The sequence below is a fragment of the Phyllobacterium sp. A18/5-2 genome (assembly GCF_025452215.1).
GTDB classification, from domain to species: Bacteria; Pseudomonadota; Alphaproteobacteria; order Rhizobiales; family Rhizobiaceae; genus Phyllobacterium; species Phyllobacterium sophorae.
In genome coordinates, this window is the sequence record NZ_CP104966.1 from 1,085,046 (window position 1) to 1,097,802 (window position 12,757).

11 protein-coding genes and 2 pseudogenes are annotated in these 12,757 nt (G+C 56.8%); 3 read left to right on the forward strand and 10 right to left on the reverse strand.

All coding sequences use genetic code 11. The annotated features are described in order from the left end of the window. Positions 1-44: 44 nt before the first annotated feature. The 3 genes and pseudogenes from N8E89_RS05430 to N8E89_RS05440 all read right to left on the reverse strand — a co-directional run bounded on the left by N8E89_RS05430 (position 45) and on the right by N8E89_RS05440 (position 3,220). Positions 45-1,047: pseudogene (locus N8E89_RS05430) on the reverse strand (4-hydroxyproline epimerase). An 8-nt stretch (positions 1,048-1,055) separates the two neighbouring features. Next, positions 1,056-2,309, reverse strand: coding sequence for an NAD(P)/FAD-dependent oxidoreductase (locus N8E89_RS05435; RefSeq protein WP_262261351.1), 1,254 nt, complete (start codon positions 2,307-2,309; stop codon positions 1,056-1,058). A gap of 17 nt (positions 2,310-2,326) precedes the next feature. Beyond that, positions 2,327-3,220 (reverse strand): dihydrodipicolinate synthase family protein, encoded by an 894-nt coding sequence (locus N8E89_RS05440; protein WP_262261352.1) that lies wholly within the window; start codon positions 3,218-3,220, stop codon positions 2,327-2,329. An 81-nt stretch (positions 3,221-3,301) separates the two neighbouring features. On the opposite strand from N8E89_RS05440, the gene N8E89_RS05445 reads away from it, so the two are divergent. Next, on the forward strand, positions 3,302-3,955 hold the full coding sequence (locus N8E89_RS05445; RefSeq protein ID WP_106661980.1) for a GntR family transcriptional regulator: 654 nt from the start codon (positions 3,302-3,304) through the stop codon (positions 3,953-3,955). Positions 3,956-3,983: 28 nt separating this feature from the next. Here the strand turns inward: N8E89_RS05445 and N8E89_RS05450 are convergent, their stop codons facing one another. Both N8E89_RS05450 and N8E89_RS05455 read right to left on the reverse strand, forming a co-directional pair. Then, the gene (locus N8E89_RS05450) at positions 3,984-4,304 is read right to left on the reverse strand and encodes a hypothetical protein (protein ID WP_113172313.1); all 321 of its coding nucleotides are present in this window, start codon (positions 4,302-4,304) and stop codon (positions 3,984-3,986) included. Positions 4,305-4,539: 235 nt separating this feature from the next. Then, the gene (locus tag N8E89_RS05455) at positions 4,540-6,036 is read right to left on the reverse strand and encodes a CoA-acylating methylmalonate-semialdehyde dehydrogenase (protein WP_262261354.1); all 1,497 of its coding nucleotides are present in this window, start codon (positions 6,034-6,036) and stop codon (positions 4,540-4,542) included. 133 nt (positions 6,037-6,169) lie between these two features. On the opposite strand from N8E89_RS05455, the gene N8E89_RS05460 reads away from it, so the two are divergent. Together N8E89_RS05460 and N8E89_RS05465 are read left to right on the forward strand one after the other, a co-directional pair. Then, entirely contained in the window at positions 6,170-7,051 is an 882-nt protein-coding gene (locus N8E89_RS05460; protein ID WP_106661983.1) for a LysR family transcriptional regulator, read from the forward strand. Between the two features lie 119 nt (positions 7,052-7,170). Next, positions 7,171-7,545 carry a DUF3011 domain-containing protein gene (locus tag N8E89_RS05465; protein ID WP_162707256.1) on the forward strand — a complete coding sequence of 125 codons (375 nt, stop codon included), beginning with the start codon at positions 7,171-7,173 and terminating at the stop codon, positions 7,543-7,545. Positions 7,546-7,562: 17 nt separating this feature from the next. Here the strand turns inward: N8E89_RS05465 and N8E89_RS05470 are convergent, their stop codons facing one another. The 5 genes and pseudogenes from N8E89_RS05470 to N8E89_RS05490 all read right to left on the reverse strand — a co-directional run bounded on the left by N8E89_RS05470 (position 7,563) and on the right by N8E89_RS05490 (position 12,721). Further along, entirely contained in the window at positions 7,563-9,506 is a 1,944-nt protein-coding gene (locus N8E89_RS05470; protein WP_262261355.1) for a MacB family efflux pump subunit, read from the reverse strand. A gap of 3 nt (positions 9,507-9,509) precedes the next feature. Next, a pseudogene (macA, locus tag N8E89_RS05475) lies at positions 9,510-10,806 on the reverse strand (macrolide transporter subunit MacA). A 167-nt stretch (positions 10,807-10,973) separates the two neighbouring features. After that, positions 10,974-11,456, reverse strand: a complete 483-nt coding sequence (gene rlmH / locus N8E89_RS05480; RefSeq protein ID WP_106661987.1) for a 23S rRNA (pseudouridine(1915)-N(3))-methyltransferase RlmH — start codon at positions 11,454-11,456, stop codon at positions 10,974-10,976. A 122-nt stretch (positions 11,457-11,578) separates the two neighbouring features. After that, positions 11,579-11,962 (reverse strand): ribosome silencing factor, encoded by a 384-nt coding sequence (gene rsfS, locus N8E89_RS05485; RefSeq protein WP_410010339.1) that lies wholly within the window; start codon positions 11,960-11,962, stop codon positions 11,579-11,581. Between the two features lie 162 nt (positions 11,963-12,124). Next, positions 12,125-12,721, reverse strand: coding sequence for a nicotinate-nucleotide adenylyltransferase (locus tag N8E89_RS05490; protein WP_262261839.1), 597 nt, complete (start codon positions 12,719-12,721; stop codon positions 12,125-12,127). Positions 12,722-12,757: the final 36 nt, after the last annotated feature.

A 12,757-nucleotide genomic window follows, 5' to 3' on the forward strand; every position in this document is an offset into this window, starting at 1 on the left:
GAATTGTCTAGCTCTGCCTTAATCTCGTAACAAGCCGAAATGGCTTACTTCACCACAAACCCATGTGCAAAGGGATCGCGATCGTCGATAAAAATCGTATTGTAGCCTGTCATCCGCGCCCAGCCCGATATGGACGGAATAATGGCCTGCCTGTCCGCGACCTTGACGGCTTTCTCCACCCTGCCATGGAACAATGAGCCGATTATTGATTCGTGCACGAAGCCGTCGCCCGGTTTAAGTTTGTCCTTGGCAGCCAGCTGTGCCATTCGGGCGGATGTCCCCGTTCCACAGGGCGAGCGGTCGATCGCCTTGTCACCATAGAACACTGCGTTGCGCGCATGTGCTTCCGCTTGCGTTGGCGCACCGGTCCACAGGATATGGCTAAGCCCGTTGATACCTGGGTTTTCCGGATGCTGGAACGAATAGCGCTCATTCAGGCGCTCCCGCAATACCGGACTCCAACCTATGAGATCGAGCGCGCGGTAGTCAGCAAGATCAGTGAAATTCTCTTGGCGATCAACGATAGCGTAGAAATTTCCACCATAGGCGACATCGACGAGGAGTGTCCCCAGATCAGGGCACTCAACTTCAAGCCCCTCTGCGTAGAGAAAGGCAGGAACGTTGGTGATGCGCACGCTAGTGACATATGGCCCTTCTTGACGGTACTCGGCGACAACCGGCCCGGCCGGCGTGTCCAGCTTGAGGACGCCTGGGGTCTTGGGCGTAATGAGGCCATGTTCGATCGCCATTGTCACGGTGCCGATCGTGCCATGGCCGCACATGGGCAGGCATCCGGAGGTTTCGATGAAAAGTACAGCCACATCGCAATCATCACGTGTAGGCGGATAAAGAATTGAACCCGACATCATGTCATGGCCGCGCGGCTCGAACATCAGACCGGTACAGAATCCAGTCGAACTCCGCAAGAAAATGTGCACGCTTTTCCATCATGGTCGCGCCAGAGAGGTTTGGCCCCCCGCCAGCCACCAAACGCACCGGATTGCCACAGGTATGACCATCGATACAGAAGAAAGAATGACGCGCCATGATGCTCCTTAGAACCTTTGCGGATGAAATGGATCAATAGGAATTGCCGGATCTCTTCCGCCGATAATGTCACTGATCAAACGTCCAGTCGCTGCCGACTGGGTCAGTCCGAGATGACCGTGGCCAAAAGCATAGAGAACATTTTTGCTTGTCCTTGCATAGCCGATAACAGGCAAGGAGTCAGGTAGGGACGGTCGATAGCCCATCCATTGCCGCCCGCAACCGGTTTCAAGACCAGGCATGAATTTCCTGGCCTTTGTCAGCATGGCCTCGGAGCGCCTGTAGTTGGGCGGCAGGGCAAGACCGCCCAATTCTACCGCCCCGCCGATACGAACACCCGTTTCCAGCGGCGTGACGACGAAACCATGTCCAGAAAAAATCAACTGACGTTTCAAATCGAATGCCCCGACAGGTAGCGTGGTATTATAGCCGCGCTCGGTCTCCAGGGGAATCGCATCGCCCAGGTCTTTTGCGAGCCGGTGCGACCAGGCTCCAGCGGCGATGATCAACTTCGCCGCCTCTATTCTTCGACCGTCCATCAGGCGAACTGCGGCACCAGTTTCGTCTGCCGAAACGGACGCAACCTCGGCCCGAAGGAAACTGGCGCCGAGACGCTCCGCGTAGTTCCATAACCCTTTACCGACATGCTGGGGATCGCTGACTGTCTTCCAACCAGGTACAAAAGTCCCCGCTACAAAGCGCGATGCGAGGCCTGGTTGGCTGGCGGCAAGCTCCTCGCCGCGCAAATGTTCGAAAGCGATGCCTGCCTTCCTTCTTGCATTCCACCCGGGCAAGGAGGCATTGAGCTCTTCTTCGCTTTCATAAAGCTCAAGCGAGCCATCCTCGCGAACCATATGGCGGATGCCCGCTCGCTGCATTAAACCCAGCATTTCCGGTTCGGCAAGCCGCATCATCGCGCCTTGTGCCTGTACAGTCCGTGCGAGCGCATCGGTGCGGCTGGCACGCCAGAACCGGATCAGCCACGGTGTAAGCTTCGGCAGGTAGGACGGCCGGATGGTGAACGGCCCCAATGGATCCATAAGCCAACGAGGGACTTTCGCCAGCACGCCCTTGGAAGCCATCGGCAGAATATCAGAAAAGGCCAAAGCCCCGGCATTACCGGAACTCGTCCCTTCACAAATACCCTGCCGGTCTATGACAAGTACGGTGCGCCCCGCCTCGCAGAGGCAGGCGGCAACAGCAATGCCGACAATCCCGGCACCGATGATGACGATGTCCTGCTTACCCGCCTTCTTGTCCATCGGTCAGCCGAATGGCACTAGAGAACAGGCAGCTTCGGACGGGATGCAATCGCATCCCTGACCGTCTTCTCGACAGCGGTGCGACGCTCGCCTCGCAATGGCTGGCGTGGCAGGCGGACGCGGTCATTGGTGCCGATCTCGTGCACTTCCGCAAGCTTGATATTCTGCACCAGATAGGTGGAGACATCGAGGTCGAGCAGCGGGCGGAACCACCGGTAGATCTCTAGCGCTTCGGCATAGCGCCCCGCCATCACGAGCTTGTAAATCGCCACTGTCTCGTTTGGAAAAGCAGTAACAAGGCCAGCGACCCAACCGATGGCACCAGCGGTCAGCGCTTCGAATGCGAGATTGTCGACACCTGTAAACAGATCGAAATGCGTGCCAAATGTATTGATGATGTCCGTGGTGCGGCGGATATCATCCGAGGATTCCTTTATGGCGACGAAATGCTTGTCGGTCGCCAGCTCCGTAAGGATCTCGCTGGTAACATCCACACGGTAGGCAATGCGGTTGGAATAGATCATGACTGGCAGATCGCCTGCAGCGGCAACCGCTTTCAGCGTGGTGACTGTTTCTTCCGGGTCGGTATGGTAAATCGGACTGGGAACAAGCATCAGCCCGTCTGCGCCAGCTTTGGCAGCGCGCTTGGCAAGGGCCGCGCCGTCACGTGTCGCCGCTTCATTGATCGTTAGAAGTACCGGCTTGCCCCTGGCCACGCTTTGCGCGGTCTTTAAAACTTCGAGCTTCTCATCATGGCTGAGCATGGGACCTTCGCCGAGTGAGCCTGCAACGATCAGCCCGTCGCAGCCCGCATCCATCAGGAGCGAAAAGCAACGTTCCATTTCCCCATGATCGAGACTATCATCTTGCGTGAATTTGCTGGTAACTGCCGGAAATACGCCTGCCCACATGGCCCTGCTCCTTCTTGATATATCACAAATATATCTGTAAGGCTTTTTGCTGTCAATCGCTTAAAAATGAAAGTTCGACGTATGTATCAAACGGCCGTCCATTCCATTGCCCAGACAGGCGAGAGCCTCGCAGAGCTAGCTTACCGCCAGATTGAAGAGTTGATTGTAACGCTGAAACTTGAACCCGGCGCAATCGTCAACGAGCGTGCATTGACGGACATTACCGGAATGGGCCGCACACCCGTGCGCGAAGCCGTTCAGAAGCTGGCTTGGGAAGGGCTGATGGAAATTCGCCCACGTTCCGGCATTGCAATAGCTGCGCTCAATCCTAAGGATTTTGGCAAGGTGCTGGATGCGCGGGAAGGTGTCGAGCGTGTTCTGGCCCGCGATGCGGCGCATTACGGGGCAGCCCTGCACCACAGACGGTTGAAGGAAGCCTCCGACGCCATGAGCACGGCTCTAGCGGCCGACGATGTGAGCAGTTTCCTTATCGCAGACAAGGTGTTCGACACGGTACTGGGCCAAGCTGCAGAAAACCCTTTTGCCGCACGCCTCGCGTCGCCGCTGCAAACCCACAGCCGGCGTTTCTGGTTCCGGCTGCAAAGACCAGGCAGCCTGCAACAGTCAGCAGGTGCGCATCGGGCCTTGATTGACGCTATCATAGAAAGGGAACCGGAACGCGCCGCCGACGAAGCGACGAAGTTGATTGACCACCTCCGCACGCTCGCACCCTGATCAAGCTATTGATTGGAGTGCGGACCCGTCACATCTTCAACATGGCAACATCGGGCCTTTGTTCCCAAGACTCACCTGCCGCAAGAATACAACTCTTACCGGAGACGTCCGTGACTATGATGGTCCAGGTGGCGCCCTTGGCAGAAAGATAAAGTTCGAGGATTGCTTTGTCTCCAACCAGTCCGTAGGCCCCCTGAAGTTCCTGGAACTCGCTCTTCAAATATTCGGCAATCTCGGCATGTTTGGCACATGCAAGTATCTCTGCGCGGGCAGCGGCCGTGAAACCTGCGGCCTCCAATGCTATTGCAAAAACGAACATCATCATTTGATGAGTATAAATGCGTTTCATAACGCACCTCCTTGGCCAGTCCGATCCGGCAACAGGGGGCGTGTCGTTGCGCTCATACCGGAAGGATGACAGCTCGTTGTTTCGTACGCACCGTCTCGCTCCTTTCTGTGACAAACCGGCCAAACTGCCGATTCCATCTACGTAAATGACGTGGGAATTTTTCATCGGAACTTCAAGCAAAAGGGCCACAGCAAAATTGCTGCGGCCCCTTTCTAAGCAAATATTCCGTTGGGTACTATTTCATCGTCGGGATGACGAACTCCGCACCATCTTTCACACCGGATGGCCAGCGTGACGTAACGGTCTTTGTTTTGGTGTAGAAACGAAACGCATCCGGACCATGCTGGTTGAGATCGCCGAAGCCAGAGCCTTTCCAGCCGCCGAAGGTGTAGTATGCGATCGGAACCGGGATGGGCACATTGATACCGACCATGCCGACCTGAACGCGCGAGGCGAAATCGCGAGCCGCATCACCGTCACGCGTGAAGATTGCAACACCATTGCCGTATTCATGCTCGTTCGGCAGGCGGATCGCGTCTTCGTAGGTTTCCGCACGCACAACGCCGAGAACCGGTCCGAAGATCTCTTCTTTGTAGATGCGCATGTCCGGCGTCACATGGTCGAACAGGCAGCCGCCCATATAGTAGCCGTTCTCGTAACCTTGCATCTTGAAGCCGCGACCGTCGACGACAAGCTTGGCTCCTTCCTCCACCCCGAGATTGACATAACCCAGGATGCGCTCCAGTGCCTGCCTGGTAACGACCGGACCGTAGTCCGCCGACTTGTCGGTTGAAGGTCCAACCTTGAGGCTTTCAACGCGCGGGATCAGGCGTTCGACCAGACGATCGGCCGTGTCCTTGCCGACTGGCACCGCAACCGAAATCGCCATGCAGCGTTCGCCCGCGGAACCGTAACCCGCACCTATCAGCGCATCGACGGTCTGATCCATGTCTGCATCTGGCATAATGATCATATGGTTTTTGGCGCCGCCAAAGCACTGGGCACGCTTGCCGTTCGCCGTTGCGCGGCTGTAGATGTATTGCGCGATCGGTGTTGAGCCGACAAAACCGACAGCCTTCACATCCGGGTCATCGAGGATGGCGTCGACTGCTCCTTTGTCGCCGTTGACAACATTGAAGATACCGGCAGGAAGGCCGGCTTCAATGAAGAGCTCAGCAAGCCGCATCGGCACGCCCGGATCACGCTCCGAAGGCTTCAAAATGAAGGCGTTGCCGGAGACGATCGCGGGACCGGCCTTCCACAGCGGGATCATCGCGGGGAAATTGAACGGTGTAATGCCAGCAACGACACCGAGCGGTTGACGCATCGAATAGACGTCAATACCCGTACCGGCACTGTCGCTGAATTCCCCTTTGAGCATATGCGCAGCACCAAGGCAGACTTCGACGACTTCAAGGCCGCGCTGGATATCCCCTTTGGCGTCAGGAATGGTCTTGCCGTGCTCGCGTGCCAGAAGTTCGGCTAGCGAGTCATATTCGGCCTCGACCAGTTCAAGGAATTTGCGCATGACACGCACGCGGCGCTGTGGGTTGGTCGCCGCCCAACCCGGCTGTGCCGCCTTTGCATTCTCGACGGCTGCCCGGACTTCGGCCGCGGTTGCCAAAGCCACCGTGCCCTGAACGGTGCCGTCCATAGGCTGGAAAATCTCGGTCGTACGACCGCTTGTTCCGGCGACATGCTTGCCACCGATAAAATGTCCGACTTCACGCATTGCGAGCAACCTCCCTGCAATTGATTGATTTCTGTTATCCCTATCATCGCGCTTCAAAATCTTTATTGCAAGCCGATCAAAAGCGTATCCGTTGTGCGAAAATTGAAGTACCACTATATTTGGAGGACACTTCATGAATTGGGATGACGTGCGTATTTTTCTGGCTGTGGCTCGTTCGGGACAGATACTCGGTGCCGCGAAACGCCTCGGTGTCAACCATGCAACCGTAGCACGTCGGCTCACTGCGCTTGAGAATGATCTCAACACCAAACTCCTCACACGGCGCACGAATGGCTGTGAGCTTACTCACGCCGGTGAGGAATTCCTGCTGTCAGCCGAGCGTATGGAAGCCGAAATGCTGTCTATACGCTCGTCGCTCGGCGACGCGGACGTAGCAATTTCGGGCTCGGTCCGCATTGGCGCGCCCGACGGCTTTGGTGTGACATTCCTGGCGCCGCGTCTGGCATTGCTGACTGCCCGGTATCCTGATCTCAAGATCCAGCTGGTTCCAGTCCCGCGCTCCTTTTCCCTGTCGCGCCGCGAAGCCGATATTGCCATTACGGTCGACCGGCCAGATCAGGGCCGTCTCGTCGCTCGCAAACTGGTCGATTACAGCCTGCGCCTCTATGCGAGCCGCGCCTATCTCGCTGAATATCCTGCGCCGCAGTCTATCGATGAGCTCTCCCGGCACCGTCTGGTCGGCTATGTGGACGATCTGGTCATTAGCCCTTCATTGAATTATGCGCCCGAGATTACGCGGGACTGGCGTCCTGCTTTCGAGATTTCCAGCGCCCTTGGACAGGTCGAAGCAGTGCGGGCGGGTGCAGGGATTGGCATCTTGCACATGTTCATCGCGCGTGAACACGACGACTTGATCCCGGTATTGCCGGAACGTACGATCCGCCGCTCCTATTGGTTGGCCTATCACGAATCCGTTCGCACCCTCCGCCGCATCACGGCCGTGTCCAGCTTTATTTCCGATCTGGTGAACAGTGAGACCGGCCGATTTTCTTGAACACCGCGTGTGACGAATGAATGCGAAAATGTGATTAACCAGCATGGAACAAATTTGACCCTTTCGGCTTCAAATGATGCACCATAATGGTCGACTCAGAATCGTCTCGGAGAGGAAAAATGTACCGATATATCCTGGCATTTGCGATTGCTCTTGGTGGCGCACAGTTCATATCGGAGCCCGCCCAGGCACAGAACGCCGTCAAATGCGAATCGCGCAAGTTCAAATACAGGGAGTGCGATACTGATATGCGCCGTCCGCGCATTACACGGCAGCTTTCGAGGTCTCCCTGCATTGCGGGCGATACTTGGGGATTTCAGCGGGGTACGATCTGGGTGGACAGGGGTTGCGGTGCAGTTTTCGCGGATTCTGGCCGGCCACGCTGGCGCGAGCGGGATAGGGGCTGGGACGACCGTTACGCACCGCGCGCAGACGACGAATACTATCCCCGGCGCAGGCGTAGTGATGGCGTTGAACTGGAACTAGACTTCTAGGCCAGGGCCCTACGGGCCTATTCTGAGCTGAGTGCAACGGCCGGCTGGAGCCTTGAAGCGTTTCGAGCCGGCAGATAGCCGAAGACCAAGCCCGTCAGAAAAGAGCACGCAAAAGCCAAGGCAACCGGCCCGACGGTGAAACTGATCGGCGCACCGAGAAACTTCGCAAGAACGCCCGTGCCTAGACCGGCCAAAACTCCGATCGCCCCGCCTATGGCGGAAACAACGAGCGCTTCAATAATGAACTGCAGCAATATATCGCGCTGCCGGGCGCCTGTTGCCATGCGAACACCGATCTCGCGGGTCCTTTCACTGACGCTGACCAGCATGATATTCATAACGCCTATACCGCCAACGAGCAGCGAGATCGCGGCAACGGCACCCAGAAATAATTTGAGCGTGTTCGATGTCTCAGTGACGGCCTCACGAATGGACGCCATATTCGTGATCTGCGTGTCTTGCTTCTTGTGGCGCCGGTCAAGCAGCGCCTGAAGTGTCTCCTGCGTCGCATCTATGGCGCCGCCATCTTTCACCTGGACAGTGATCGACCGGACGTTGCGCTGGCCAAATAGCCGCATGCTCCCGGTTGTCAGGGGAACGAGGATCGTATCATCCTGGTCATTGCCACCTGGCCCGGCGCCCATTTCGCTCATGACCCCGATAATCTGGAATGGAATTTTGTTCACCAGCACATATTTGCCGAGTGGGCTTTCCCCATCGGGGAAAAGCGTTTTTGTCACCGTCTGCCCCAGCACAGCCACGGGCGCATATGCATCCATATCGCCCTGGTTGATGAATTCGCCTTGTCCGACTTTCCAGGATTTCGCCTGCGTAAATTGCGGAACGGTGCCGTTGGCTGTCGTTTGATAGTCGATGTTGCCATAGCGGACAGTCACGGTGCTTGTCATCTCCGGTACAGCAAAGGCAATGTTTGGCTGTTCAAGGATGGCATCGGCATCGGCCGGGATCAGCGTGACGACGCTGCCACCGGTTCCACCACGGAAATTGGCCATGTTAGGCCGAATTACCAGGAGATCCGAACCCATTGACGAAATGCGGTCAAGCACCGAATTCTGTGCCCCGGTCCCAATGGCCAGCATCGCCACAACAGAACCGACACCGATGACAATGCCAAGCAAGGTCAGGATCGTGCGGAACAGATTGGCATGCAGTGCACGGATCGCCATCTTGATTGCTTCAGTCACATCAGCGATCGCTGCGACGCCCTCAACTGCCCTTTGCTTGAGCCCGGAAGCCGCTTCGGGATTGCTGCGCCGCTTCTTGGTACGATCAGAAATGATCCGCCCGTCACGGAGCTCGATCAATCGATCGGCTTGCTCGGCAACTTCGCGCGAATGAGTAATGACGATGATTGTGTGGCCGCCCTCGTTCATGCCGCGCAGGAGCGCCATGACTTCTTCGCCGCTTTGGCTATCCAGCGCGCCGGTCGGCTCGTCCGCAAGAATGACGCGCCCGCCATTCATCAATGCCCGAGCAATGGAGACACGCTGCTGCTGACCGCCCGAAAGCTGGCTGGGGCGATGATCCAGCCTGTCGCCCAGCTTCAGCGAGTTGAGCAGCGCCTCCGCCCGATCGTGCCTGTCGCGCGCCGAAGCACCCGCATAGACCGCCGGAACCTCGACATTTTCCTGCGCGCTCGCCGTCGGTATGAGATTGTAGCTCTGGAAGACGAACCCGAAGGTCCGGCGCCGCAATCCCGCAAGTTCGTCTGGCTCAAACCCGGATACATGTTCGCCGTCGAGCAGATAATTGCCGCTCGTCGGCTTATCGAGACAGCCCAGGATATTCATCAGCGTTGACTTGCCAGAGCCGGATTGCCCAATGATCGCAACAAACTCACCCGCCTCGATATCGAGCGAAATGCCGTGCAGGACCTCAACGGCGAGGTCGCCATTGTGGTAGGTCTTGCTGATATCCTTGAGCGAGATAATTGCGGTCATGGCTTAGAACATTGGCGGCATGCGCATGCCGCGTTGCGAACGATTGCCGGTGGCACGGGTCGTCGTTGCAGTGCCAGATTCACTACCTGACCCGATGACCACCAGATCACCCTCCGTCAAACCGCTCCTGATCTCCGCGCTGACGCGGTTTCGGATGCCAACTTCGACTTCACGCGTCTCTGTTGCACCTGAGGCATTGACAACCGTCACTTCCGCCTTGTGTAGCTCACCATCGGCGGCCGCGCGGCGCGAACCGGGGTGAACTGCAGCACTCGGCACCACCAGAACATTCTTGGCGGCCGACTGCACGAAGAACACCTGGGCACTCATCGAGATCATCAGATCACCGTCAGGATTGGGCACATCAAACAGCGCGTAGTAGAGAACGACATTGTTTTCGATGTCGGGTGTCGGCTGGATCTGCCGCAGCTTGCCGGTATAGCGCTTGCCCGGCTGACCGAGCAGCGTGAAATAGGCATCCATGCCGATCTTGAGCTTGCTGACATCCGCTTCCGACACCTGTGCCTTGACCGTCATCGTTGACAAGTCTGCAATCGTGACGATGGTCGGAGCGGTCTGGCTCGCGTTCAGCGTCTGGCCTTCCTTGACCGGAACGGCTGCGATCGTGCCGGCCATCGGTGCGTAGATCTTTGTGTAGCCGAGATCCACCTCATCGCCGTCGAGCCGCCGCCTTCTGTTTCCGGATCTGTGCTTCCAAAGCGTTCACATCGGCTTCGGCCGTCGCAAGATCGGCAACGGCCTGATCAAGGACGGATTGAGAGACGCTCCGCGCCGCCACGAGGTTGCGCTGGCGTTCAATATTGGCCTGTTTCAATACGAGCTGAGCCTTTTTGGAAACAAGCTGCGCTTGCAAGTTGGCGAGTTCCGCTTGATCGATTTCAATCCGGTTCTGAATGGTCGCGGGATCAATCTCGCCAATCAGCTCGTTCTGCGTGACCGTATCACCGATCGCAACGTGCAATACCTTCAACTGGCCGGAGACCTGTGCGCCAGCATCGACGGACTTGACAGAATCGAGTGTACCAACGGCAGTCACGGCATTTTCGATGTCACCGCGCACGACTGCCTGCGTCACCACGGCTGCGGTTGACATGGAGGTTCTGTATTGGCTCCACGCATAATAGCCCGTCCCTGCCACAACGAGGACAACTGGGAGCCACATCCAGAGACGTGAGCGCCGATTCTTTCGTCCCGGAGGAACGGCACCCGGAATAAAGGTGACATTGGACGTATCCTGCAACGCCTTATCTTGTTTGGCCGTTCTGGCTGTCTCGGTCATCTAACCCATTCCATCTTGTTGTGCAGACGATGAGCACTCATCCTGATACATCTTATCAAGAAATGGAGATGAGAGGTTCGCCCGAAAAGCATTGAGATCATTATATTTTCGTAATGATCATCGTATCGCTATTATCGATGGCCGGCATGAATGGGGTCTGAATGACATCACACCCGGTGATAGGGATGCCCTGAGAGGATGGTCGTGGCGCGGTAAAGTTGTTCCGCAACCAGGATGCGGACGATCTGATGCGGCCATGTCATGGCACCAAGCGCCAGAACGAGATCGGCCCGGTCGCGCAATGAAGCATCATGCCCGTCAGGTCCGCCAATCGCGAGAAGGAGCTGGCGTTTTCCATTGTCGCGAAACCGCGCGATCACTTGGGCGAAAGCTTCCGATGGCATGGTCTTGCCGCGCTCGTCGAGCAGGATGAGAACACCACCTTGATCCAGCGCTTCCAGAACTTTTGTTGATTCTTCCTGCTTGCGCAATTCCGGCTGCTGAGCACGGCTTTCAGAAATTTCAGTGACGGAGGAAAACTCGAGGCCAAGCGGGGTACCAGTCTTTTTCAGGCGGTCCAAATAGCGGTCTGCCAATTCCCGTTCGGGGCCAGATTTCATCCGGCCCACGGCAAATACAGTGATACGCATGACACTCTCCAGTATCCGGGACTATTCGACCCGAAAACATCCGAACCGGTCAACCCGGCCCTAAATCCATCAACGTTCAGAACGTTCACCGGCCTTCCGGCCCGAGCGTCCCGATCGTTCGATTAATGCACGGTCTCTCCGTCGAGTTCGGGAGCCTGCCACATCTTTTCGATGTTGTAGAACTCGCGTACTTCCGGACGGAAAATATGGATGATGATATCGCCCGTGTCGATCAGCACCCAATCACCGCTGGCTAGACCTTCGACCTTCACGCTATTGCCATGCCCGTTCTCTTTCAGAGCGCGCAAAAGCTGATCCGCGACCGCCGTTACGTGACGATGCGAACGTCCCGATGCGATGACCATATGATCACCGATAACGGACTTGCCTCGAAGGTCGATGGGGACAATGTTTTCAGCCTTGGAGTCTTCGAGACTGGCAAGGACTGACTGGAGGGCAAGAGATACGGAATTGATTCCGTTCATCTCCGCCGTTGAAGGTGCCAAGGCATCCTTCTTCTGAAATGCTGTTCTCAGTGTATTTCCTTTCCCTTAAGAACAACGCGCCGCAGTATGTATTCATACTGCACGCTATTAAGATAGGCAGAGTCGCATGACACTTTCAAGACGTCATATCGAAGTAAGCCGTACCCAGCTTGTAACGCGACTTTAGCCTTTTGGTTTCGTCGCTCCATTGCGGATGTCGGTCGACGACAACAATGACCTTGGCCCATGAATGAAAGTCCAGGCCGGTGCCTTCGAGCGTGGAAGAATCGGCGCGTCAGTCTCATCAACGCGCGCGTAGTCGAATGTCTTCGCCATACGCGACGAAAGGAACGACAGCGTCGATCCCGGGCGGTCGATGACAGCGATCGGCAATGTCAGAGCGATTTTCTGCCAGCGCTGCCAGCGGTGAAAATTGGCAAGGTTATCCGCGCCCATGATCCAGACAAAATGCACACCCGGGTTGCGTGCCTTTATCATCGCCAGCGTATCCGCAGTGTAGCGAATATGATGGGTTGCCTCGAATGCTGTAATCTTGATCCGCGGATCATGGATGCGGGCTTGGCTGCGTTCGAGCCGTTCCGCCAGGGGCGCCAGGTGGCGCGTATCCTTCAATGGATTGCCGGGTGTTACGATCCACCAGAGCTGGTCGAGCTTCAAACGCCGTAGCGCGATCTCCGCGACCAGGGCATGGCCGGCATGCGGCGGGTTGAAGGAACCGCCAAACAAGCCGACCGTCATGCCCTTCTCGACGAAAGGCATGCGCAAATGCGCTTCGCTGACACCTGGAAAGCTTTC

Excerpts from the sequence above, each read along its gene's own strand:
- N8E89_RS05490 (WP_262261839.1), bottom strand. The coding sequence starts at position 12,721 with ATGCCTTTCGTCGAGAAGGGCATGACGGTCGGCTTGTTTGGCGGTTCC.
- N8E89_RS05460 (WP_106661983.1), top strand. The coding sequence starts at position 6,170 with ATGAATTGGGATGACGTGCGTATTTTTCTGGCTGTGGCTCGTTCGGGA.
- N8E89_RS05435 (WP_262261351.1), bottom strand. The coding sequence starts at position 2,309 with ATGGACAAGAAGGCGGGTAAGCAGGACATCGTCATCATCGGTGCCGGG.
- N8E89_RS05450 (WP_113172313.1), bottom strand. The coding sequence starts at position 4,304 with ATGAAACGCATTTATACTCATCAAATGATGATGTTCGTTTTTGCAATA.
- N8E89_RS05455 (WP_262261354.1), bottom strand. The coding sequence starts at position 6,036 with ATGCGTGAAGTCGGACATTTTATCGGTGGCAAGCATGTCGCCGGAACA.
- N8E89_RS05470 (WP_262261355.1), bottom strand. The coding sequence starts at position 9,506 with ATGACCGCAATTATCTCGCTCAAGGATATCAGCAAGACCTACCACAAT.
- N8E89_RS05465 (WP_162707256.1), top strand. The coding sequence starts at position 7,171 with ATGTACCGATATATCCTGGCATTTGCGATTGCTCTTGGTGGCGCACAG.
- rlmH (WP_106661987.1), bottom strand. The coding sequence starts at position 11,456 with ATGCGTATCACTGTATTTGCCGTGGGCCGGATGAAATCTGGCCCCGAA.
- N8E89_RS05445 (WP_106661980.1), top strand. The coding sequence starts at position 3,302 with ATGTATCAAACGGCCGTCCATTCCATTGCCCAGACAGGCGAGAGCCTC.
- N8E89_RS05440 (WP_262261352.1), bottom strand. The coding sequence starts at position 3,220 with ATGTGGGCAGGCGTATTTCCGGCAGTTACCAGCAAATTCACGCAAGAT.